Origin of the sequence: Stenotrophomonas rhizophila (assembly GCF_003751305.1) — a bacterium.
GTDB classification, from domain to species: domain Bacteria; phylum Pseudomonadota; class Gammaproteobacteria; order Xanthomonadales; family Xanthomonadaceae; genus Stenotrophomonas; species Stenotrophomonas rhizophila_B.
Window position 1 is genome coordinate 21,773 of record NZ_RJKV01000003.1, and the last position, 23,360, is coordinate 45,132.

The following is a 23,360-nucleotide window of genomic DNA, read 5'->3' on the forward strand; positions in this document are numbered from 1 at the left end:
ACCGGACGCGGGGCTAGAACAACTGCCCCTGGGCCGGCGCCGTCACGACGGCGTCGGCTACTGCGTCCCCCTGGCCGCCCTGCAGGCGCGCCGCCAGGCCCGACAAACGGCTGGCATGCCGCGCCAACGCGGCCTCCAGCACTTCCGCACTGCCGAGCACGTGCAGCGACTGCCGCGCACGGGTCATACCCGTGTAGATCAGCTCGCGCGACAGCACGCGGTTGTCGCGTCGCGGCAGCTGCAGCCAGACCTCATCGAACTCCGAGCCCTGCGCCTTGTGCACGGTCATCGCGAACGCACTCTCATGTGCGGGCAACGCACCCGGGTGGAAGCCGCGCGGCTGGTCCGGTGTCTCGCCGGGAAACCACGCCGTGACGCTGCCGTGCCGATCAATCAGGCAGATGCCGATGTCGCCGTTGAACAGGCGGTGCCGGTAGCTGTTTTCAGTGATCAGCAGCAGCCGACCGTGGAAATAACCCGGCGCCATGCCCGGCCGCGGCACACCGGCCAGCAGTGCCTCGATGCGCGCGTTGAGCCCGCGTGCACCCTGTGGGCCTTCGCGCACGGCGGTGAGCAGGCGGATGCGGCCGGCATTGGCCAGCGCCTGACCGGGATCGGCGGCTTCGCCGAGGCCCCGCCAATGCCCGAGCAGGTGCTCGCGATGATGCTGCAGCGGGTCGCTCTGGTCCTCGTGGAAGTGCACACCGGCCAGCGTGCCTACGCGTAGCAGCGCCAGTGCGGTGGCACTGTTGCCCTCGCGCACGGCATGCGCCAGCGGCGCCAGATCGAGCGCGTCGGTCTGCCGGTAGCCGCGCTGCAGCTGCACGCGCCGGCCCGCGAACCGGCGTGGCGGTGCCACCGGTTGCAGCGCGTCGGGCGCGAGCAGCACGCGTAATGCCTGCGCGTCGTCGGCCTGGGTGCCCAGGCCATCGCCACTGGCACGCAGGATCGCACTGAGCACATCGCCGGCTTCCACCGAGGGCAGCTGATCCGGATCGCCGAGCAGCACCAGACGGCTGCCATCGGCGACCGCCTCGACCAGCTTGGTCATCAACGGCAGATCGATCATCGAGGCCTCGTCCACCACCACCACGTCATACGGTAGCGGGTTGTCGGCGTGATGGCGGAAGCGCGGCGAATCCGGGATTACCCCGAGCAGGCGATGCAGGGTGGTACCGGTGCTCGGCATCGCATCGCACAGGGCCGGCGCGATGCCGACCAGCCGCAGCCGCTGCACGGCCAGGCGCAGGCTCTCGGCCATGCGTTCGGCGGCACGGCCGGTCGGCGCGGCCAGCGCGACCCGTGGCAATGCCTGGTCCGCCTGCACTGCCTGGGCGGCCAGCAGCACCAACAGGCGTGCGATGGTGGTGGTCTTGCCCGTACCGGGACCACCCGTCACCAGCACCAGCGGATGGCGCAGCGCGACGGCGGCGGCGCGGGCCTGGTGATCGATGCCCTCGCGCGCCTGCGGGAACAGCTGGCCAAACAGGGTGGCCAGGCGGCCGGGATCGGCCTCGGCCACCGAATGGGTGGCGATGCGTTGCAGGCCCTGCGCCAGCCGACGTTCGTATTCGCGATAGCGACGCAGATAGAGCAGCCCGTTCTCCAGCACCAGCGGTGCATCGCCGGCGACCGCGTCGTCTGCGCCGGGCACCTCCACCCACGGCGAGGCGCGCAGCTGCGCCAGCCAACCCTCGGGCGCGGGCCACTCGATCTCGGCGTCGATCAGCCGCTGCGGCTGGCCCGGGTCCAGGCCGGCATGGCCTTCAGAGACCGCCAGCGACGCCAGTGCAGCACCGAGCAGCACCGCCTCGGGCGTGTCCGGGCGCAACCGGCGCAGGCTCTGCGCCAGTGCATGATCGAGTGTGCGCAGCGCGTTGCCGCGGTACAGCGTGGTGAGCAGGCTCATGCGTCCCCCCGTGCGCGCGCGGCCATGCGGGCCTGGGCGTGTTCGCCACCCGCGAACAGCGCATCCAGCGCGTCCACCAGAGCAGGATCGAAGCGATGCGCGTACAGGCCGGGGCTGTCGTCGCGGCCTGCATCCAGGCCGCGGCAGAACAGATAGCGGATGCCGCCCATGTCGCGCGTGTAGTCGTACTGCGCACCCAGCCGGAAGCGCAGCCAGCGATGCAATGCCACGGTGTAGATCAGCGCCTGCAGGTCGTACTCGCTGTGCTGCATGGCGCTGGCCAGCCGGGCTGCGTCGTAGCCGGGCAGGCGATTGGATTTGTAATCAAGCACGTACCAGCGGTCCGCACGCACGTAGGTGAGGTCGATCTTGCCGGTCATCAGGCCTTCCAGCCGCCGCCGTGTGCCGAAGCCATGGCGGTCACGCACCAGTCCATGCGCGTGCAGCAAGGTCAGCAGGGCGGGCACGGCGGTCGGCTGCATCGCGAAGTGGAACTCGATCTCCGCGCGGCGCGCATCGGCCGGCAGATCGTGCAGTGCGCCGCCTTCCGGCAAGGGCACGGTCAGGGTCTGGCCGACCAGCGCGGTCAACATGCCCACGCCATCGTCCAGATCTTCCTCGGCATAGCCTTCGGCGCGCAGCGAGACACGCAGGACCTCGGCTTCCTCGCCGGGTGCCGGCTGCCCGGCCTGCCAGCCGGACCACAGCGCGAAATCGGTGTTTTCCAGTGCATCGTGCAGCACATTGCCGAAGCGGCTGCCCATGAAACGCGGGTCGCTCTCTTCGCTGCCCACGGCCGGTTGTTCTGCTTCCAGGGTGAGGTCCACGCCGGCCGGTTCATCGGCGGCGGGGGCCGGCACTTCAGTCGCGGCGGCATCGGTGTCGTGGCCCGCATCGGCATGCGCCAGCTGGGTGAAGCTGTACACCCACCAGTCGTGCGGGACGCGGCGGGTCATCGCGCGTACCGGCGGCAGTTCGCCGTCGCGTTCGAAGGCGAGCTGTACCGGCCGGGTCTCCACCGGGCCTTCGATCACGGCGATGTCCGGGTGGTCACGCAGGGCGGCCATGTTCGACAGCATCGGTGCCAGGCGGGTCTTCGCCAGGCCGGCGAGATCACCGGCGGCGATCCACAGCGCGTGCTCGGCGCGGGTCAACCCGACATAGAGCAGGCGCGCGTCTTCGGCCTCCTGTTCCTGCGCGCTGCGCGTGCTGGCCGCGCTCCAGCTGTCGTCCTTGTCCAGTTTCCAGTGAAGCTCGCGGCGGCCGTTGGCGTACACCGTGCAGTTGGCCTCGGTGTTCGGCGCGCCACCACCGATGCCCACGAACGGCAGGAACACCAGCGGATACTCCAGGCCCTTGCTCTTGTGCAGGGTGATGATCTGCACGCGGCGCGCATCCGATTCCAGGCGCAGCAGCTGCTGTTCGTCGTTCTGGTCTGCATGCGCCATCTGCACCTGCAGCCAGTCGAGCAGGCCGTGCATGCCCAGCGTCTGGCCGGCCGCCTGCTGCAGCAGCTCGCCCAGCTGCAGGTAGTTGGTCAAGCGACGCTCGCCATCCAGCAGGCCGAGCAGACGCTCGGCGTGCTCGGCACAGAGATCGGTGATCACCGCGAACGGACCGCCGCGCTGCCAGCGCTCACGCCATTCCAGCAGCCGCACCTGGAACGAGCGTTGTGCATCCCCTTCGCGCTCCAGCGCATCGATCGCCTCGGCATCTTCGCCAAGCAGCACGGTCGACAGCGCGGCGCGCAGCCGCCCTTCATCGGCCGGCTGCAGCAGCGCCAGCAACAGCAGGCGCAGGTCGTGCGCTTCGGGCGTGGCATACAGGCTCTGCTTGCCTGCAGCGACGGCGGGAATACCCACCGCACCGAGCGCCTGCTGGATGCGCGTGGCCTCCTTGTGCGAGCGCACCAGCACCGCGATGTCGCCGGGCTGTACCGGCAGGTCGCGCAGCAGCGCGCGCCCTTGCCGGGCCTCGCTGAGGATCTGGTGGATCGCGGCCACGCAGGCGTCGCTGGCCTGCTGGCGCGAGGGATCGGCCTTGAGATCGCCGGCCTCGGTGTTGTGCAGCACGCGCACGGTCAGGCCGGGTGCGGGAATCCCGTCGCGCAGGAAATCCGCATCCACGCGGGTGCTGCCGGGGTGCACCGGCTCGAAGGCGATGTCGGCTTCGAGGAAGGCGCGTTCGCCGGCATTGGCGTACAGCGCTTCGATCGCGTGCAGCACCGCCGGACGCGAGCGGAAGTTGCGGTCCAGCGCGGGCGCTGCATCGGCCTGGCGCTTGGCCTTGAGGTAGGTGTGGATATCGCCGCCGCGGAAACCGTAGATCGCCTGCTTCGGATCGCCGATCAGGAACAGCGCCGGTGCCAGGCCGGCCTCACGGGTCTCCTGCGAATCGCCGAACACGCGCTGGAAGATGCCCCACTGGCGGTCGTCGGTATCCTGGAACTCGTCCACCAGCGCGATCGCGTACTGCGCGCGCAGCTGCTGCACCAGGGTGGCGCGGTGCGGGCCGTCGAGTGCATCGGCGACACCGTCGATCAGGTCATCGTAGGTCTGCACGCGTCCGATCCGCTTGAGCTCGGCCAGGCGCGCACGCGCTTCATCGCGCAGGTCATGCAGGAACGCGGTGGCCTGCTGGCGCAGCCACTGCTCGCGCGCGTCGGCGGCGTGCCACCAGCGTTGCAGTGCATCGAACAGCGGCGAGACCGGGCACTGGCCGTCCATGCCGTCCTTGCAGAAGGCCAGCAGCTGCACTGGCAGCAGCTTGCCCAGGTGGCTCTTGTCGCCGCGCGGCCAGTGCTGCGCGCTGCGGCCGGCGAACAGCTCGCCGAAGGCCTTGTCGAAGCTGGGCCGTTTGGCACGGCGACCGTCGAAGATCTTGCGATCGAAGGCGACGGCGATCTGCGCCTGCGCGTCTTCGGCGTGGGTTTCGATCGCCTCGGCCAGCGCGGCCGCGGCGAGCCGCAGCTGCGGCGCGGGATCATCGAAGATGTGGGTTGGCCGCGCTGGCAGCAACGGCAATGGCTTGATCAGCGTGGAGAGATCACCGGCCAGCGCCTCGGGCGCGGACCACAGCCAGGTCAGCGCATCGACCGTGGCCGGGTCGTTGGCATGCACGCGCCACAGGTCGGCGGCGAGTTCCTCGTGCAGCGCGCGTTCGCTCGGCAGCAGGGTCGGCGGATCGAAGGTGTGTCCGCTCTCCAGGGCATGCTCACGCAGCACGCGGGTGCAGAAGCCATGGATGGTGAAGATCGAGGCGAGGTCGATTTCGTCGGCCGCGGTCTGCAGCCGACGCGCCAGCGCGGCCGGTGTTTCTTCGCCGAGGGCAAGCTGGCGGTGGAGGATCACCCGGGTCAGGACGACCTCCGGGCTGTCCTGTTCGCTCGGCGCGCGCTCGACCAGCTGTGCGGCCAATGCAAGGCGCTCGCGGATGCGCTTGCGCAGTTCCTGCGTCGCGGCATCGGTGAAGGTGACCGCCAGGATCTGGCCGATGCGCCAGCCCTTCTCCACCACCAGCCGGGTGAACAGCGTGGCCAGGGTGAAGGTCTTGCCGGTACCGGCGCTGGCCTCGATCAGGCGCACGCCCTCCAGCGGCAGCGCCAGATAGGGATCGGTGAGCAGGTCGTGGTCGATCATCGCAGGGCTCCTTTCTCGTCAAAGCCCGGGAACACCCGGCCCTCGCGCACCGCGGTGAACACCACGAAGCTGTTGTGCAGCAATTGTCGGTAGCTGTCCGCGCTGGCGAACGGATCATGGCCACGCAGCGCGAGCGGGTAGCCGGCGCCGGTGGATTCGCCCCAGGTGCGGTCGCTGCCATGCCACTTGGCGCGGCCCTCGGCTTCGCGCTTGGCCTCGGCGGCGGTGTACAGCACCCAGCCGGTGGACGGGCCGTACAACAGCGGCGCGCGCAGCCCTTCGCTGCGCAGCTGCAGCAGGCGTCGCAGCACCTCGTGCGCGCGTTCGACCTCCAGCGGCGGCAGTGTGTGCGGGCCGAGCCCGTCATCGCCCGCATCGTGGAACTGGACCAGCGGCTGTGCGTCGCCGGCGGCGTTGGCGAGTAGCCAGTCCAGGCCCTGACGGATCGCGGCGCGGCCATTGAGCGGGCCCGGGCGCAGGCGCACCAGGCCATGCGGATGCAGGCCATCGACGCGGCCGTGCAGGCGCACCCCGTCGATATCCACTTCGTAGCGGCGGCTGCCGGCCGCAGTACCGGCCTGCCATTGCGCCAGCGCCTGTGCGTAGGGTTCGGTCTGCGCCTGCAGCAGCGCGAACTGACGCTCGCCCAGTGCACCGGAGGGCAGCAGCGCACGCGCGCGCAGCCGGGGGTACAGCGGCGCGGCATCCTCGTCGAGGGTTGCCTGGATCACCGCCTGCTGCAGCAGTACGGTATCGCCACCGCGCGCGGCCATCACCAGCGGCTCCACATCCTCGGCGTTGTCCACGTCGTCGGGCAGGCGCAGGCCGAGCCGCTGCGAGAGGAACTGGCTGGCCGGATCGGTGAGGAAGCGACGCAGCGCATCCACGCTCAGTTCCGCTTCGCCCACGACGCTCTCCATCGGTGGCAGTGGCCGTGCGAACCAGGGCGCCAGCGCGCGCCGTGCGCCGCCAAGCGAGCCGGCGGCCGGGTGCCATTGCTGGCGGTAGCTGAAACGTCGCGGTTCCTCACCGCCACCGAATGCCGCCGGTGCAAACGGCTGCAGCGAGTGCCGCACCGTCATCCGCTTGGCCGCCGCGGGCGGATCCAGGTGGTACTCGGCCGCGGCATCGATCAGCTCGCTGACCAATACTGACGGTTCGCGCACGCTGCCATCGCGCGGATCGGCGCCCAGGTAGCTCAGGTAGAACACGTCCTGCGCCGAGGCGAACAGCTGCAGGAACAGGAAACGGTCGTCCTCGCGCAGCGAGCGGTCGCCATGCCGGCGCTTGTCGGTGCCCAGTTCGGCGGTGAGCTGGTTGAGCCCGGCAGCCGGGTCGCGGCGCGGGAAATCGCCATCGTTCAGCCCTAGCACGCAGATCACCCGGAACGGCAGCAGGCGCATCGGCACCATCCGCCCGAAACTGACGCCGCCGGTCAGCAGCGGCGCACGTGTATCGGCCTGCGCGAGCACGCCGGCGAAATGCGCACGCAGCACCTCCGGCGGCACGTCGCCCTCGAAGCCGGCGGTATCCGCATCACGGGCGAACTCGTTGATCAGTTTGCGCAGCCGCTCCAGCGCGCGCTGGCTGTTGGCGGCCTGCGGGGGCTCTGGCAGCAGCACATCGAGCAGCGCCAGCAGACGCTGCCGCCACTGGCCGGGCGACATCGCCTCTCCCAACGCCTTCTGGTAGCGCGCCAGCACCCGCAGCAGGCCGAGCAGGCGGTCCAGCGCATCCAGCGCGCTGCCTTCCAGCTCCGGCCACGGCGCGACCCCGGCGATATCGCCGTCGCTGCCGCTGGCATGGCCCAGCAGCAGGCGATCAAGTGCGAACTGCCAGGTGAAGGCATCATCGACCGGGGCCTGGTGCTGGCCGCGATGGGTGGCATCCAGCCCCCAGCGTGCGCCGGCGGCCTGCAGCCAGTCGTGCAGGCGGTCGAACGCCGCCGCATCCAGACCGGCCGCTTCGGCCAGCGGCGCGCTGGCGAGCAGATCCAGCACTTCGTTCAAGCCGAAGCGCGAGACCGGCAACCCGAGCAGGTGCACGAACACATCGGCCAGTGGTTCTCCCGCCAGCGGGCTGGTGTCGGCCAGCGCATAGGGAATGTGGTCATCGCCGCCGCCGCGCCCGCCGAACACCGCTTCCAGGTAGGGCACGTAGGGGTCGATGTCCGGCGCCAGCACCGCGATGTCGCGCGCCTGCAACGGCGGATCGAAGCGCGGGTCCTGGAGCAGGCCGCGCAGCTGGTCGTGCAGCACCTGCAGTTCGCGCAGGCGGGTATGGCAGGCATGCACCTGCAGGCTCGGGTCGTCGTAGCGCAGCGCCTCGCGCAGAGGCCCGGCGGGCTGCCCGCGGCGGTGGAACAGGTCGCGCTGCAGGCGATGCAGCAGGCTGTCGGACAGGCCGCCGGCGTCCATGTCCGGGCGCGCATCCTCTTCGGGATCGTCGTACGCGGCAATCTCACCGGAGGGGTGCACGACCTCGTAGCTGCCCAGTACCGCCATGAAGTCGCGGCCCGCCGCGCCCCAGGCCTGCAGCAGGCGGTTCTCGCCGGCCGCCTCGCCGAACGGATCGGGCGCGCCGCTGCGCAGCTTCTCGCCCAGCGTCTGCAGATCGCCCCAGTAGGCCTGGGTGGGCGTGGGCAGATAGAAGTGCATCGTGCCGACCCGCGCCTGGGTGGCCATCACCCGCAGCACGTCCGGGGAGATGTTGAGCGTGGCGAAGGCGAACACCCGCGCCGGCAGGCCCTGCGGCAGCGGTTGTCCGGCGCCCTCGAAACGGGCGAGATAGGCATCGATGCGGCGCGCACGGTACTGCTTGCCGCTGGCGATATGTCGCCACAGGATCGCCTGCGGGTCGTTCGGTGCTGCGCCGGCCTCCCAACGCAGCAGCCAATCGCGACGCCAGGCCTGGTACTTCTCGAACACCGAGGCCAGCTCGGCGGCCAACGCCCACGGCTTGAGCGGATCGGCCGCGGACAGATACGCCTGCAGGGCCGCCATCGGCGGCTGCGCCATCAGCGCCGGGTCACGCAGCGCGGCGTACAGCCCCCAGCGCAGGCCCTCGGCATTGAGATCGTCATGTTCGCCGGGCACGTTGGCGTTGAGGGCGCGGGCGACCAGCTCACCGGGGGTGAGGAACTCGAGATTGGCGGCAATGCCATACTCGGCCGCCAGGGTCGATTGCAGCCAGCGGCGCATCGCGACCTGCGGGATCAGGACCACCTCCGGCACCAGGATCGATTGGCCCGGCACGGGCGTGCGCAGCGTCGTGGCCAGCAGGGCGGCCAGCACATCGAGCGAGTTGGAGTGGTACAGGCGGAAGTCTGAAGCGGCGTCGGTCATCGCAGGAGTGTGCCGCAGCCCGCGCACGAACGCAGCGCTGAGGGGTATCTGGACGTGGAAACGCCCGTGGCCGATGCCGGCCCGACACGCTGTGTTGCAGCCCACGGCATGGCCGTCGGGGCACTGCCCTCACCTGCCCGTGCGACAATACTGCACGGTGCAGTTCGGTTATGTTCAGCCGTTCACCACGATCTTACAACGTTGGAATTTTGTTAATGGCGCTCATGACGGTTTCCGAAGAGAGTCTGGTGCAGTTGTCCAACGTCCGCATCGACCGCGGCGGACGTACGATCCTGCGCGACGTTTCGCTGACCGTTCCGCGCGGCAGCATTACAGCCGTGCTCGGCCCGTCGGGCAGTGGCAAGTCCACCCTGCTGGCCGCGCTGACCGGGGAGCTGCGGCCGGTTGCCGGCGAGGTCACCCTGTTCGGCCAGCCCATCCCGACCGGCGCACGCGCGCTGTTGGAGATGCGCAAGAGCGTGGGCGTGCTGCTGCAGGGCAACGGCCTGCTGACCGATCTGACCGTGGCCGAGAACGTGGCCCTGCCGCTGCGCACCCACACCCGCCTGCCCAAGCCCGTATTGCGCCGCCTGGTGCAGATGAAACTGCATGCGGTCGGCCTGCTGGCCGCTGCCGATGCCTGGCCGCGCGAGCTGTCCGGCGGCATGGCGCGCCGTGTGGCCCTGGCCCGCGCGCTGGCACTGGACCCGCCGCTGATGATCTACGACGAGCCGCTGACCGGGCTGGACCCGATCGCCTCGGGCGTGATCATGAGCCTGATCCAGCGCCTCAACCACAGCCTGGGGCTGACCAGCATCATCGTCAGCCACCACGTGCACGAGACCCTGCCGATCTGCGACCAAGTGATCGCGATCGCCAACGGCGGCATCGTGTTCCAGGGCAGCCCGGCCGCGCTCGAATCCAGCCAGGACCCGCTGCTGCGGCAGTTCCTGCATGGTGAGCCGGACGGCCCGATCCCGTTTGATGCCGCACCGCGTGCGAGGGTTGCCTGATGCCGTTCGTTGACGCCACCCGCTCGCTCGGTCGCGCCGGCCTGTTCTCGCTGACGGTGCTGCGCGGCTCGCTGCCCACCGCCGATTTCCTGGCCGAGCTGACCCGCGAGATCTACAAGATCGGTGCACGTTCGCTGCCGATCATCGCCGTGGGCGGTGCCTTCGTGGGCCTGGTGCTGACCCTGCAGGGCTACCGCACGCTGACCACCTTCGGTGCTGCGGACGCCTTGTCCACCCTGCTCGGCCTGTCGCTGTACCGCGAACTGGCCCCGGTGCTGACCGCGCTGCTGTTCATCGGCCGCGCCGGCAGCTCGATCGCCGCCGAACTTGGTCTGATGCGGGCCACCGATCAGATCAAGGCGCTGGAGCTGATGGCGATCGACCCGGTCGCCAAGGTCGTTGCCCCGCGCTTCTGGGCGGCGGTACTGACCGTGCCGCTGCTGACCGGCATCTTCTGTTCACTGGCGATCAGTGCCAGCTACTTCGAGGCCGTGCACGTGCTCGGCCTGGACAATGGCGTGTTCTGGTCGGCGCTGAGCAACAGCGTGGACTTCTGGGACGACTTCGGCGTGGCGATGCTGAAGTCGGCGATCTTCGGCGGCACGGCGGCCCTGGTGGCCTCCTATGTCGGTTTCCATGCCGAACCCACCATCGAAGGCACCTCGGTCGCCACCACGCGTGCGGTGGTCAACGCCTCGCTGCTGGTGCTGGTCTTCAACTTCGTGCTGTCCGCCATGATGTTCCAGTAGGTACCGACCGTTGGTCGGTACGCCTCTTCGGTACGCAAAGACTTCCCGCCCGGACACCTGTCCAGGCACCTGACAAAGAACAGTGAGATATCCCATGGCCATCCGCGGTCCCAGACTCGAATTTTCCGTCGGCGCGTTCCTGCTGCTGGCGCTGGCCTCGCTGCTGGTGCTGGCCGTGGCCTCCACCAATCAACGGTGGGGCACCGGTGGCAGCGGCTACGAACTCAAGGCGCGCTTCACCCAGATCGGCCAGCTGCGCAAGCAGGCCCCGGTCAAGATCGGCGGTGTCACCATCGGCCAGGTCTCGGGCATCGAACTGGATCCCCAGAAGTTCGACTCGATCGTGACCCTCAAGCTCGACGGCAAGTTCAAGGATCTGCCCGCCGATACCTCGGCCGGCATCTTCACCAGCGGTTTGCTCGGCGAGAGCTATATCGGACTGCAGCCGGGCGGAGATCCGGACGTGCTCAAGTCCGGCGACGAGATCGTCTTCACCCAGCCGGCGGTGGACCTGCTGCAGCTGGTCGGCAAGTACATGTTCAGCGGTCCGGCCAACACCGGTGGCGCTGACTCCCACGATGGCAACGGCGCGCCCGCGCCTGCAACGGAACCGCAACCATGAAAAAGACCCTGATCCCGGCGCTGCTGGCCTCGGCCCTGCTCGCCGCCACGCCCTCGCTCTCCTTCGCCCAGGCCGCTCCGGCTGCCGCCGCCGCCCAGCAGGGCCAGGCCAGCAAGGCCGTGATGGACGCCAGCACCCGCATCCTGACCTCGCTGCAGCAGCGCCGCACCGAGTTCCGGGCCAACCCGGCCGTGCTGCGTGACTTCATCAACAGCGAGCTCAACAAGACCTTCGACCGCGACTACGCCGCCCGCCTGGTGTTGGGCGTGCACGGCCGCGGCGCGTCCGATGCCGACGTCAAGCTGTTCGCCGATGCGATGGCCGACAACCTGATGCAGCGCTACGGTTCGGCCCTGCTCGAGATCCAGGGCAAGCCGACCTTCCGCCTGAAGAGCGAGTCGCCGCTGCCGGGCAACCGCGGCGTGCGCGTGTCCACCGAGCTGATCCGCGCCGGCAGCGAGCCGACCCCGGTCGACTATCTGATGCGCAACGTCAACGGCCAGTGGAAGATCTTCGATGTGATGATCGAAGGCATCTCCTACGTGCAGACCTTCAAGACCCAGTTCGACGCCCCGCTGCGCCAGAAGTCGATCCAGCAGGTGGCCACCGAACTGCGCAACGGCAGCATGCAGGCCGGGCAGGCCCCGCGTGGCAAGTAACAGCGCCAGCGTGCAGCGCAACGGCAGCTCGCTGGTGTTCAGCGGGCCGCTCGACCGCGCGGCGGTGACGGCCCTGTGGCCCTCGCTGACCGCGCTGGACGGCGTGCAGCAGGTGGATCTGGCGGCGGTGAGCCGGCTCGACAGCGCCGGTCTGGCGCTGCTGGCCGAGCTGGCCGCACGCCTGCGTGCAAACGGGACAACGCTGACGATCGTCGGCAGCCCGGACGGTTTCACCGACCTCAGTGCCGCCTACCGGCTGGCACCCACCCTGGATTTCCATGCCCTTTCTGCGGCGAGCTGACATGAACGTCATACGCACCCTCCCCCTCCTTGTGCTGGCGCTGGTCCTGAGCGCCTGTGCCGGCAAGCCCGCACGCGACAGCGCACCGGTCAGCGTCGAGGTCGCCCCTGCGGCGGCACCGGCTGCCGTTGTCGCCAACACCGATGCGGTACCGGCCGAGACCGTCGTCGACACGGCCACCGAAGCAACGCAGGCCAGCACCGATCCGGCGGCCGCAGCGGCCACCACCGGTACCGCGCCGACCAATGCCGAGGACGACTTCGCCGCGCTGTACGGCGGTCCCGCCCCGACGGCGGAGGGCAGTGAAGGCGGCAGTGCTGCCTATGACCCCTGGGAACCCTTCAACCGCAAGGTGCACAGTTTCAACAACGTGGTCGACCGCGCCGTGGCACGACCGCTTGCCACCGCTTACACGCGCGTGGTTCCGCGTTTTGCGCGTACCGGTGTCACCAACTTCTTCAGCAACCTGCGCGCGCCGGTGACGATCACCAACCAGCTGCTGCAGGGCCGTCCGGATGATGCTTGGGACAGCCTGGGTCGTTTCCTGATGAACTCCACGTTGGGCCTGGGTGGCTTGTTTGATCCTGCCAGCAAGGCGATGGTGCCGCGACGCAGCGAGGACTTCGGCCAGACCCTGGGTGCCTGGGGCTGGCGCGGCTCGCGCTATGTGGAGCTGCCCTTCTTCGGCCCGCGGACGGTGCGCGACGTGTTCGGTTTGGCGGGCGACATCCCGCTCTCGCCGATCCGGACCATCGAAGAAGACAAGGTCCGAATTGGTCTTCAAGGTCTGCAGCTGGTGGACATGCGATCGCAGTTGATGGCGCTGGACGACATCCGCGACAACGCCGTTGACGAGTACGCCCTTACCCGCGACGCATGGCTGCAGCGCCGTAACTATCAGATCGAAAACGACCTGCGTGGCAAGCATGCGCGCGGCAAGGACGCCGACGACACCGCGCCGATCCCGGTCGATGCGATGCCGATGCCGGACTGGGGTAACTGATCCCCACGAAAAAGCCCCGCCGAAGCGGGGCTTTTTTTGTTTCCGGGTCCGCCGATCAGGCCGCCAGCGCGGCGTCGATCGCGGCCACCAGACGGGCATCGTCAGCCGGCACGTCCGGGGCGAAGCGCGCGATCACCTGGCCGTCGCGGCCGATCAGGAACTTCTCGAAGTTCCACAGCACGCCCGGGGCGGCGTTGACCACCAGCTCCGGATACTTGGCCACGGCGCCCTGCAGCTTCTCGCGCATCGGGCCTTCGCCGGTGGCGGCCGGCTGTGCGGCGGTCAGCTGCTGGTACAGCGGATGGGTGTCCTCGCCAGCCACGCTGATCTTGGCGAACATCGGGAAGCTGACGTTGTATTCCAGCTGGCAGAACTGCTGGATGTCCGCTTCGCTGCCCGGCTCCTGGGCCAGGAAGTTGTTGGCCGGGAAACCCAGCACTTCCAGGCCGGCGGCCTGCTTGTCGGCGTACAGCGCCTGCAGGCCTTCGTACTGCGGGGTCAGGCCGCACTTGGAGGCGACGTTGACGACCAGCAGCACCTTGCCGCGGTAGTCGGCCAGCGAGGTCGGCTGACCTTCGATGGTGGTAACGGGGATGTCGTAGACGGTCTGGCTCACTGCAGATTCCTTGCGTTGCATCGGGGGAGGCACAGCATAGCCGTGCCGTGGGGTGGTCAGTCGACGCAGATCGTGCCCAGTGTCACACCGCCATCGATGCGCTGGCGGCAGCCGAAGTTCTGGCTGACATCGCGCTGGCAGACGCCGCGGGCGGCCGTTCCCGGCGCGACATCACCGGTGGCCAGGCACTGGCCGGTGCAGTCGGCCTTGGCGCTGCAGGCCTTGCCGGCATCGGCGTAGGGCACCACGCACTGCACGCGCTCCAGGCGACCCAGCGGCTGCAGGCTGCCACCGGCGGCGGTGCATTCGGCGGCGCTGGGCGTGGCGGGTGTCGCTGCGGTGGTGTCTGCAGGTGGGGTACTGCTGCACCCGGCCAGGGCGAACAGGAGGGACAGCATCAGGGGCAGGCGCATGGACGGTTCCTTGAATGATGGGAGAAGGCGGGGAAAAGACGTGCCACGCAGCATGCGCGATCGCATGCATGCATGGCGTCGGCGCCTAGTCCTGCAGCGGGCTGGCTTCGTCGCCAGTCACGTCCTCGTCTTCGCCGCTCATGTCGCCGAGCAGGTCCTGGGTCTGTTCACTGCCCAACGTTTCCACGCTGCGCAGGCGACGCTCGATGGTGCGCGTCTTGCGGCTGGCTTCGCCGAGGCTGCGGCCGACCGTGGTGATCTGCTTCTCGGCTTTTTCCAGGATGCCGGCGAACTTGCCGAACTCGCTCTTGACCGCGCCGAGCAGGCCCCACACTTCACTGGAGCGCTGTTCGATGGCCAGCGTGCGGAAGCCCATCTGCAGGCTGTTGAGCAGCGCGGTGACGGTGGTCGGGCCGGCCACCACCACGCGATGGTCGCGCTGCAGCAGATCGATCAGGCCGGGGCGGCGGATCACTTCGGCGTACAGGCTTTCAGTAGGCAGGAACATCACTGCGAAATCGGTGGTGTGCGGCGGGGCGATGTACTTGTCGCAGATCGATTTGGCCTGGATGCGGATCGCGCGTTCGAGCTGCGCGCCCTGCACGCGCACCCCCTCGACGTCGCCCTGCTCCTGCGCATCGAGCAGGCGCTCGTAATCCTCGCGCGGGAACTTGGAATCGATCGGCAGCCACACCGGCGTGTCCTCATGGCCGCGGCCCGGCAGGCGCACGGCGATATCGACGATCTCGTTGCTGTCCGGGCGTACCTTGACGCCACGCGCGTACTGCTCCTGGGTGAGCGTCTGCTCGAGGATGTTGTCCAGCTGCACTTCACCCCAGCTGCCGCGGTTCTTGACGTTGGTCAGCACGCGCTTGAGGTCGCCCACGCCGGTGGCCAGCTGCTGCATTTCGCCGAGCCCGCGCTGGACCTGCTCCAGCCGCTCGGAGACCAGCTGGAACGAAGCACCCAGGCGGGTTTCCAGGGTGGTCTGCAGCTTTTCGTCAACGGTCACGCGCATCTGGTCGAGCTTCTCGGCGTTGTCGCTCTGCAGGCTCTTGAGCTGCTGCTCGAGCGTGGCACGCATCTCGCCGATACGCTGCTCGTTGCGCTGGGTCATTTCCTGCAGGCGCAGGCCCAGCGATTCGGCCAGGCGCTGCTGCGACTGCCCGGTTTCCTCGCGGCCCAGGCGCGCGTCTTCGGCCAGGGCCTGGCGCAGCGCGGCCATGTGGCTGTCGGTACGCGTGGTCAGTTCCACCAGCTGCTGGCCGAATGCTTCGATGCGCGCCTGCTGCTGTTGCCCGAACGCTTCCAGCTGCGCACGCACTTCCTGCATGCGCAGGGCCAGCAGGTCGCCGGTGCGCTGCTGGCTGAGCGTGCTTTCCTCGCGGGCCTTGCGCGCGTCTTCACCGAGCGCATCGCGCAGCAGGTCCAGGCGCTGGTCGGTGCGGGTGGACAGATCGGTCAGCGCGCGCGCGAAACTTTCCAGCCGGGCGTCCTGCTGGCGGCCCAGGCCTTCGAGCTGCTCACGCAGTTCGCTGCGGCCGATCCGCGCTTCCTCGCGCAGGGTCTGTTCGAGATCGCCGTTGCCGGAACGCCGCAGCAGCGCGAGCAGCTGCAGCACGAGGACGGCACACACCAGGCCGCCGAGAATGAGGAATTCGGTTTGCATGCGCCAAGTGTAGGCCGCGGCGGTCTCATTGGCTGCGTCAGAACCCTTCGAGCACGAGCTTGCCGCGCGCGCGGTGGCTCTCGATCAGGGCGTGCGCCTGGCGCAGGTTGGCGGCGTTGATGCGGCCGTAGTGTTCGCCGAGCGTGGTACGCAGCACGCCCGCATCGATCAGCGCTGCCACGCGCTCGAGCAGCTCATGCTGGCGCTGTACATCGGGGGTGTTGAAGCTGGACCGGGTGAACATCGATTCCCAGTGCAGGGACAGGCTCTTGCGCTTGAGCGCCATCACATCGAGCTGGCCGGGATCGTCGATCAGCGCCAGCTGACCCTGCGGCGCCAGCACGGCGACGATCTGATCGTAGTGCTGGTCGGTGTGGGTCAGGCTGGCCACATGGCTGACCTCGGCGATGCCCAGGCGCTGCAGGCCTTCGCTCAGCGGCTGGGTGTGGTCGATCACATGGTGCGCGCCCAGCGCGTAGACCCAGTCCTGGGTATCCGGGCGCGAGGCGGTGCCGATCACGGTCAGGCGGGTCAGCTGGCGGGCCAGCTGCACCAGGATCGAGCCGACCCCACCGGCGGCACCGATCACCAGCAGGGTCTGCCCTTCGCCGCCGTTTTCCGCGATGCGCAGGCGATCGAACAGCAACTCCCAGGCGGTGATCGCCGTCAGCGGCAGCGCCGCCGCGGCGGCATCATCCAGGCTGGCCGGCTTGTGGCCGACGATGCGCTCGTCCACCAGCTGATACTCGGCGTTGCTGCCGGCGCGGCCGATCGCGCCCGCATAGAAGACCGCGTCGCCGGGCTGGAACAGCGTCACCTCGTCGCCCACCGCATCCACGATGCCGACTGCGTCAAAGCCCAGTACGCGGGGCTCGGTGACGGCCACGCCGGTGCGGACCTTGGTATCGACCGGGTTCACCGAGATCGCGCGGACCTCGACCCGCAGGTCGCGCGGGCCGGGGGTGGGGATCGGCAGGGTGATGTCCACCAGCGCGGCGGGGTCGCTGATCGGCAGGCCATGCTGGGTATAGGCGACGGCTTTCATCGGGGGAGATCCAGTGGGAAAGACGGACAGCCTGCGCTTCACGGCGGGGTGGAGAAAGGCGCAAAATCGGGCAGCACTTTCACTGCAGGAATGAAAATGGTCCGGTTCGATGACCTCGCCCTGTTCGTCCGCACCGCCGCGCTGGGCAGTTTTTCCAACGCCGCGCGCGAGGCGGATCTGCTGCCCGGCCAGGTCGCTGCGGCGGTGGCGCGGCTGGAACGCGAGCTGGACCTGCGCCTGTTCGTACGCTCCACCCGCAGCCTGCGCCTGACCGCCGAGGGCGCGCTGTACCTGCCCTATGCGCAGGAGGTGCTGGCCGCGCTGCGCGAGGGCGAGGCCCGGGTGCGTGGCGAGGATGCCGAACTGCGCGGCACGCTGCAGGTGGCCGCACCCTCGGATCTGGGCCGCAACCTGCTGCTGCCGTGGCTGACCGAGTTCCGCGCCGCGCACCCGAAGCTGCAGCTGCGCCTGCAGTTGTCCGACCAGGTCGCCGATGTGTTCCGCGATCCGGTCGATATCGCCTTCCGCCTGGGCCGCTTCGACAACGCCAGCTACGTTGCCCTGCCCCTGCTGCCGGGCAACCGCCGGGTGCTGGCCGCCTCACCGGACTACCTGGCCCGGCACGGTACGCCGGACAGCCTGGAGGCGTTGAAAGAGCACCACTGCCTGCTCTATCAACTGGCCGGGCGCGCGTACGACCGCTGGAGCTTCGACGCCGATGGCCGGCGTACGGTGATCCCGGTGCGCGGCAACATGGTCTGCGACGATGCCGACGTGGTCCGCCGCTGGGCGGTGGCCGGGGAAGGGATCGTGTTCAAATCGTGGCTGGATATCTGCGCCGATGTGCAGGCCGGGCGCCTGCAGGTGCTGCTGGACGGGGCCGGCGACAACCTGCCGTTGAACCTGGTGTGCCCGCACCGCAAGCAGTTCTCGCCGGCGATCCGGCAGCTGCATGCGATGTTCGCGCAACGGCTGCAGCCGCTGCTTGCCGGGTTGCCGGGCGGCGCGCGCTGACGCTATCGCCCGGCGCGCGGCTGCCGGACAATGCCTCTCCCCCCGTAGTCGAGTCGCCGCCATGCCGTGGATGGGCATCCAGGATCTGTGGACCTTTGTTGCTGCCGTGCTGGTGTTCCTGGCACTGCCGGGCCCGGGCACCTTCACCCTGCTCACCGCCACCGGCCGCGGCGGCGTGCGCGGCGGGTACACGGCGCTGTTCGGCCTGCTGCTGGGCGACCAGATCCTGATGTGGCTGGCGGTGGCCGGGGTGGCCGCGCTGCTCAAGGCCAACCCGCTGGTGTTCCACGCGGTGCAGTACCTCGGCGCGGGGTACCTGGTGTGGATCGGCATCGGCCTGCTGCGCCAGCCGCGCGCCCAAGGCGAGGAAGGTGGCATCCGCCTCACGCCGGGCCACTACTTCCGCCAGGCGGTGCTGATCAACCTGCTCAACCCGAAGGCGATCATCTTCTACATGGCCTTCCTGCCGTTGTTCATCGATCCAGCACGGCACCAGGGTGTGGTGACGTTTGCGACCATGGCGCTGATCATCTTCGTCATGGGGCTGGCCTACTGCTCGGCGCTGATCGGGGTGGGCAACCTGCTTCGCCGTCGGATTCTGCAGCACCCGCGTGTCGGGCGTTGGCTGAGGCGGGTGGCGGGGGTGTTCCTGGTCGGGTTCGGTGTGCGGCTGGGCGTGAGCGGCTGAGCCCTTGCGGGCAGACGTGGTGCACGACGACAGCGCGCGTCGTGTTCGCCCGCGGATAGGGAACATCATCGCGACGCTCGGTTTTCATTCAAACATTGAGATTCCCCTGCGTGCCGGTGACGTGTCCAATCGGCGCCATCGTCCAACGTCGCCTCCCCGGCGCGTGCGCAACGCTGCGGGGACACCATGCCTTCACCTGTCTACTTCGTGCAGCACCTGAGTGGTCATGACGAGCGCCTGCTCGGCATGCACACCCATCGGATCGACCTGGCCCACCCGGCGGTCTCGCGGATCGTTGCCGGGTTGCAGCCGGTGGACCGGATCGATCTGCGTGCCTGCCTGTTCGACTGCCACGCCAGCCTGTTGATCGGGCTGCGCCACCGTATCGCCGAAGCCGAAGCCGCCGCGCAGGGCTGGCGTCTGTTCGATGCCGATGGCGTGCTGTGCTGCAAGCGCTTCCCCGGCGATGCGCAGGTGATCTATCCACAGGGTCATCCACCGCTCGCGGACTGGGCGGCCGCCCTGTTGCCAGGCGCCGGATGAGCCGAGCGCGTCAGCGCCGCATCGCCTCGCGCAGATGGTCGATGAACACCCGCAGCTTGGGCGCCATCTGCTCGCGTGCCGGGTAGTACAGGTGGAAGCCGGCGAACGGCTGCTGCCAATCCTGCAGCACGCACTGCAGGCGGCCGGCCGCCACATCGCCGGCGTAGAGTGCCTCAAAGCCCTGCGCCAACCCCATGCCTCTGATCACGGCGGCATGGATCAGCCCGGCGTCGTTGAACACCAGCCGGCCCGCCACTTCCACCTCGAAATCGCGACCCTCGCCGGTGAACTCCCACGCCATCCGCCGGCCGGTGCTGAGCCGGTGCACGATGCACTCGTGCCCGACCAGGTCGGCCGGGGTGGCGGGCACACCGTGCATGGCCAGATAGTCCGGCGTAGCCACCACTACCTGCCGCTCCAGCGGTCCGATCGGCACCGCGATCATGCCGCGGGCCAGGCTTTCGCCCAGCCGGATGCCGGCGTCGAAGCCGCCGGCAACCAGATCGGTGAGTGCGGTTTCCACGAACAGCTCCACCTCGATCTGGGGATAACGCGCCAGGAAGCCGGGCAGGTGCGGCAGCACTAGCAGTTCGGCAGCGATCCGCGGCACGTTGATGCGCAGCTTGCCGGCGGGGACATCGCGCTGCTGGTCCAGGTCTTCGAACGCGGCATCGATCCGGGCCAGGCCCTCGCGTACCTGCGCCAGGAAGCGCGCGCCCTGCTCGGTCAGGCCGACCCGGCGCGTGGTCCGTTGCAGCAGCCGCACGCCAAGGTGGGCCTCCAGCGCGCGCACCGTCTGCGATAGTGCCGAGGGCGATACGCCCAGCTCGTCAGCGGCCCGGGTGAAGCTGGCATGGTGCGCGACCCGGGCGAACGCGACCACGGCAGGCAGGGGATGCTGGGGGCTCATTGTGAAGGCTGGCTTCAAGGACGATGCAGGAGCAGCCAGTTTATCCACATAGTCCGCGGGAGGATGCTGGTCCTGTTCCTTCCCCTCCCCGGAGTACCGCATGCAGACCCGTACCCTTGGCCGCGATGGCCCCACTGTTTCCGCGCTCGGCCTGGGCTGCATGGGCATGAGCGCCTTCTATGGCGGCCGCAGCAGCGATGCCGAATCGATCGCGGTCATCCACCGCGCGCTGGAGCGCGGTGTCACCCTGCTCGACACCGCCGACATGTACGGCCCGCACACCAACGAAGTATTGGTCGGCAAGGCGATCGCCGACCGCCGCGACCAGGTGTTTCTCGCCACCAAGTTCGGGATCAAGCTGGAGCCGAGCGACACCGCCGCGCGCAGCGTCGATGGCCGCCCGGAGTACGTGATCGCCGCCTGCGAGGCCAGCCTGCAGCGGCTGGGCGTGGACCACATCGACCTGTACTACCAGCACCGCGTGGACGGCACGGTGCCGATCGAAGACACCGTGGGGGCGATGGCGCGGTTGGTCGAACAGGGCAAGGTGCGCTTCCTCGGCCTCTCCGAGGCCTCGGCCGGCACGATCCGCCGCGCCCATGCGGTGCATCCGATCACCGCGGTGCAGACCGAGTACTCGCTGTGGTCACGCGATCCGGAAGACAACGGTGTGCTGGCGACGGTGCGTGAGCTCGGCATCGGCTTCGTGCCCTACTCGCCGCTGGGCCGTGGCTTCCTGACCGGCGCGATCCGCAGCCCGGCCGATTTCGATGCCGATGACTACCGCCGCCAATCGCCGCGCTTCCAGGGCGAGAACTTCGACCGCAACCTGGCTCTGGTGGATGCGGTGACCGCGATGGCCACGACCCAGGGCGTGAGCCCCGGGCAGCTCGCCCTGGCCTGGGTGCTGGCGCAGGGTGAGGACCTGGTCCCGATCCCGGGCACCAAGCGGCTGGCCTATCTGGAGGAAAACCTTGGCGCGCTGCAGGTGCGGCTCACTGCCGACGAGTTGGCAAGGATCGATGCGATCTTCCCGGCCCATGCCGCCGCCGGCGCGCGCTATGCCCCGGCGGCCATGGCGACCTTGAACCGCTGAGGTGCCACCGGCCGGATCGTGACGCTCGATCCGGCCGAGGCTGCCGGCAGCGTGCGCGGGGAGGACAATGGTGCTCTTTCTGTCTGGATGGACCCTGCCCCATGCGCTGGCTCGCCCCGCTGTTGCTGCTGCTGGCCATCGCGCCGGCGCACGCCGATGAAATCCGCTGCCTGACCGGTGGCAGCCGCCAGCAGATCCATCTTGAATGGAAACTCCCCGAGGGCACCGTGGACGGTGAGCGGGTCAGCCATGTGCGTTACGCCGGCAAGACCGCGTGGCTGCGGCTGACCCTGGCCTCGCAGGAGAGCACGGTACTGGCCGAAGACCGCCCGTGGCAGTTCGACACGGTGTGGGACGAGCACCTGGACGGCAAGGTCATCGGCCACTATGCGATCAGCACCCAGGGTGCGCGCATCTATGGCTTCTCCTACACCAACGCGCGGACGGGCACGCAGACCGCGTTCGGTGAAGACGTCGGTGCGATCACCGACACCGGCTGCCACTGGGAATGAGCCTCCGGTCTTTGTGCCGGTTTCGTCACCTTCGCCTCAGTCATGCGGGCGGTGCAGCCGCTTACGACGCTTGGCAGTAGTAATGCTGCGCCGCGTTCGGTAAAACTCGCAGACTTGTCGTTCACAGTCATCCACCGCGAGGCCCCATGTCATTGCTCCGGCGCAAGTCCCTAGACACTGTCACCGTCCATGAAGCCGGCAGGCAACTGATCCCGACCCTGAGTTGGCCGCACCTGATCGCGCTGGGCATCGGCGCCATCGTCGGCACCGGCATCTACACCCTGATCGGTGTCGGCGCGAACCTGGCCGGCCCCGCGGTGCTGATTTCCTTCGCCATCGCCGGCGCGGTCTGCGCCTGCGCGGCCCTGTCCTACGCCGAGCTGTCGACGATGATGCCGGCCGCCGGCAGCGCCTACACCTACAGCTACACCGCCCTGGGCGAGGTAGTGGCCTGGGTGGTCGGCTGGAGCCTGATCCTGGAGTACTCGCTGGTGGTCAGTACGGTCGCGGTCGGGTGGTCCGGCTACGCGGTCGGCTTCCTGCACGGCTTCGGCATCGACCTGCCCCTGATGCTGACCGCCGGCCCCCACGTGGAGGGCGGCTTCATCAACCTGCCGGCGGTGCTGATCACCTTCCTGGTGGCCGGCATGCTGATGGCCGGCACCAAAGAGAGCGCGACCCTCAACGCCGTTCTGGTGGTGATCAAGATCATCGCGCTGACCGTGTTCGTGGCCATTGCGATGCCGCACTTCGACACCAGCCACATGGAGCCGTTCATGCCGTTCGGCTTCGTCAAGTCGCTGGGCGCCGATGGCGTCGAACGCGGGGTGATGGCGGCCGCCGCGATCATCTTCTTCGCGTTCTACGGCTTCGATGCGATCTCCACCGCCGCTGAAGAAACCAAGAAGCCCGAGCGCGACCTGGCGATCGGCATCATCGGCTCGATGGTCGGCTGCACCATCATCTACGTGCTGGTGGCGCTGGCTGCCGTGGGTGCGATGAGCTACACGATCTTCGGCCAGAGCGCCGAGCCGCTGGCGCTGATCCTGCGCGAGCTGGGCAGCCCGGGTGCGGCCAAGTGGATCGGCGCCGCCGCCGTGATCGCGCTGCCGACCGTGCTGCTGGCCTTCCTGTACGGCCAGAGCCGGATCTTCTTCGTCATGTCGCGCGACGGCCTGCTGCCGCGTGGGCTGTCCAAGGTCAGCGCGCGCACCGGAACGCCAGTCGCCACCACGCTGTTCACCGCGGTGCTGGTGGCCGCGCTGGCCGGCGTGGCACGTCTGGACGAGATCGCCGCGCTGGCCAACGCGGGCACCCTGGCCGCGTTCACGGCGGTGGGCCTGTGCCTGGTGGTGCTGCGCAAGCGCGAGCCCAACCGCGTGCGCAAGTTCCGCACGCCGCTGGCCTACGTGGTCGGCCCGCTGGCGATGATCGGCTGCGTGTACCTGTTCTTCAGCCTGCCGAGCACCACCCAGCTGTACTTCCTGGGCTGGAACGTTCTGGGCCTGATCGCCTACTTCGCCTACGGGCGTCGCAATGCGGTGCTGGGCAAGCGCTGAGCGATCGCGCCGGCCACCGGCCGGCGATGACCGGGGGTGAAAAAGGCAGGCCCTGGG

At 69.0% G+C, this 23,360-nt stretch carries 19 protein-coding genes and 1 pseudogene; 12 read left to right on the forward strand and 8 right to left on the reverse strand.

The features are described from left to right. Positions 1-13: 13 nt before the first annotated feature. The 3 genes from recD to recC are packed head-to-tail and all read right to left on the reverse strand — an operon-like array spanning position 14 to position 8,891. Positions 14-1,909 (reverse strand): exodeoxyribonuclease V subunit alpha, encoded by a 1,896-nt coding sequence (recD, locus tag EDF74_RS15245; protein WP_123730923.1) that lies wholly within the window; start codon positions 1,907-1,909, stop codon positions 14-16. Further along, positions 1,906-5,547, reverse strand: a complete 3,642-nt coding sequence (recB, locus tag EDF74_RS15250) for an exodeoxyribonuclease V subunit beta (protein ID WP_123730924.1) — start codon at positions 5,545-5,547, stop codon at positions 1,906-1,908. Before recB ends, recD begins: the two co-directional genes overlap by 4 nt. Further along, the gene (gene recC / locus EDF74_RS15255) at positions 5,544-8,891 is read right to left on the reverse strand and encodes an exodeoxyribonuclease V subunit gamma (RefSeq protein WP_123730925.1); all 3,348 of its coding nucleotides are present in this window, start codon (positions 8,889-8,891) and stop codon (positions 5,544-5,546) included. Before recC ends, recB begins: the two co-directional genes overlap by 4 nt. Before the next feature lie 224 nt (positions 8,892-9,115). Between recC and EDF74_RS15260 the strand changes: the two genes are divergently transcribed. The 6 genes from EDF74_RS15260 to EDF74_RS15285 all read left to right on the forward strand — a co-directional run bounded on the left by EDF74_RS15260 (position 9,116) and on the right by EDF74_RS15285 (position 13,238). After that, positions 9,116-9,904, forward strand: coding sequence for an ABC transporter ATP-binding protein (locus EDF74_RS15260; protein ID WP_019183992.1), 789 nt, complete (start codon positions 9,116-9,118; stop codon positions 9,902-9,904). Then, positions 9,904-10,653, forward strand: a complete 750-nt coding sequence (locus tag EDF74_RS15265; RefSeq protein WP_019183993.1) for an MlaE family lipid ABC transporter permease subunit — start codon at positions 9,904-9,906, stop codon at positions 10,651-10,653. Before EDF74_RS15260 ends, EDF74_RS15265 begins: the two co-directional genes overlap by 1 nt. Positions 10,654-10,747: 94 nt before the next feature. Then, on the forward strand, positions 10,748-11,275 hold the full coding sequence (mlaD, locus tag EDF74_RS15270; RefSeq protein WP_019183994.1) for an outer membrane lipid asymmetry maintenance protein MlaD: 528 nt from the start codon (positions 10,748-10,750) through the stop codon (positions 11,273-11,275). Then, on the forward strand, positions 11,272-11,934 hold the full coding sequence (locus EDF74_RS15275) for an MlaC/ttg2D family ABC transporter substrate-binding protein (RefSeq protein ID WP_123730926.1): 663 nt from the start codon (positions 11,272-11,274) through the stop codon (positions 11,932-11,934). Before mlaD ends, EDF74_RS15275 begins: the two co-directional genes overlap by 4 nt. Further along, complete coding sequence (locus EDF74_RS15280; protein ID WP_123730927.1) at positions 11,924-12,235, forward strand: STAS domain-containing protein; 312 nt, start codon at positions 11,924-11,926, stop codon at positions 12,233-12,235. Before EDF74_RS15275 ends, EDF74_RS15280 begins: the two co-directional genes overlap by 11 nt. A 1-nt stretch (position 12,236) precedes the next feature. Then, entirely contained in the window at positions 12,237-13,238 is a 1,002-nt protein-coding gene (locus EDF74_RS15285) for an MlaA family lipoprotein (RefSeq protein WP_123730928.1), read from the forward strand. Positions 13,239-13,293: 55 nt separating this feature from the next. On the opposite strand, the gene EDF74_RS15290 is transcribed toward EDF74_RS15285, so the two are convergent. The 4 genes from EDF74_RS15290 to EDF74_RS15305 form a co-directional block, all read right to left on the reverse strand. Then, positions 13,294-13,854, reverse strand: a complete 561-nt coding sequence (locus EDF74_RS15290; protein WP_088435249.1) for a glutathione peroxidase — start codon at positions 13,852-13,854, stop codon at positions 13,294-13,296. 56 nt (positions 13,855-13,910) lie between these two features. Continuing rightward, a complete protein-coding gene (locus tag EDF74_RS15295; RefSeq protein WP_123730929.1) occupies positions 13,911-14,267 on the reverse strand; it encodes a hypothetical protein in 357 nt (118 codons plus the stop codon). 85 nt (positions 14,268-14,352) lie between these two features. Next, positions 14,353-15,936, reverse strand: a complete 1,584-nt coding sequence (rmuC, locus tag EDF74_RS15300; RefSeq protein WP_123730930.1) for a DNA recombination protein RmuC — start codon at positions 15,934-15,936, stop codon at positions 14,353-14,355. Positions 15,937-15,973: 37 nt separating this feature from the next. Then, positions 15,974-16,981: a zinc-binding alcohol dehydrogenase family protein gene (locus EDF74_RS15305; RefSeq protein ID WP_123730931.1), complete on the reverse strand. Its 1,008-nt coding sequence runs from the start codon at positions 16,979-16,981 to the stop codon at positions 15,974-15,976. A 90-nt stretch (positions 16,982-17,071) separates the two neighbouring features. On the opposite strand from EDF74_RS15305, the pseudogene EDF74_RS15310 reads away from it, so the two are divergent. The 3 genes and pseudogenes from EDF74_RS15310 to EDF74_RS15320 all read left to right on the forward strand — a co-directional run. After that, positions 17,072-18,039: pseudogene (locus tag EDF74_RS15310) on the forward strand (LysR family transcriptional regulator); the annotation flags it as partial. 17 nt (positions 18,040-18,056) lie between these two features. Next, entirely contained in the window at positions 18,057-18,683 is a 627-nt protein-coding gene (leuE, locus tag EDF74_RS15315) for a leucine efflux protein LeuE (protein WP_123730933.1), read from the forward strand. Between the two features lie 186 nt (positions 18,684-18,869). Then, positions 18,870-19,226: a hypothetical protein gene (locus EDF74_RS15320; RefSeq protein WP_123730934.1), complete on the forward strand. Its 357-nt coding sequence runs from the start codon at positions 18,870-18,872 to the stop codon at positions 19,224-19,226. A 10-nt stretch (positions 19,227-19,236) separates the two neighbouring features. Here the strand turns inward: EDF74_RS15320 and EDF74_RS15325 are convergent, their stop codons facing one another. Next, positions 19,237-20,136 carry a LysR family transcriptional regulator gene (locus EDF74_RS15325; protein ID WP_123730935.1) on the reverse strand — a complete coding sequence of 300 codons (900 nt, stop codon included), beginning with the start codon at positions 20,134-20,136 and terminating at the stop codon, positions 19,237-19,239. Positions 20,137-20,236: 100 nt separating this feature from the next. On the opposite strand from EDF74_RS15325, the gene EDF74_RS15330 reads away from it, so the two are divergent. The 3 genes from EDF74_RS15330 (at position 20,237) to EDF74_RS15340 (ending at position 23,303) form a co-directional block, all read left to right on the forward strand. Further along, positions 20,237-21,232, forward strand: coding sequence for an aldo/keto reductase (locus EDF74_RS15330; protein WP_123730936.1), 996 nt, complete (start codon positions 20,237-20,239; stop codon positions 21,230-21,232). 101 nt (positions 21,233-21,333) lie between these two features. Next, positions 21,334-21,744, forward strand: a complete 411-nt coding sequence (locus EDF74_RS15335) for a hypothetical protein (protein ID WP_123730937.1) — start codon at positions 21,334-21,336, stop codon at positions 21,742-21,744. Positions 21,745-21,890: 146 nt separating this feature from the next. Beyond that, a complete protein-coding gene (locus EDF74_RS15340; RefSeq protein ID WP_123730938.1) occupies positions 21,891-23,303 on the forward strand; it encodes an amino acid permease in 1,413 nt (470 codons plus the stop codon). Positions 23,304-23,360: the final 57 nt, after the last annotated feature.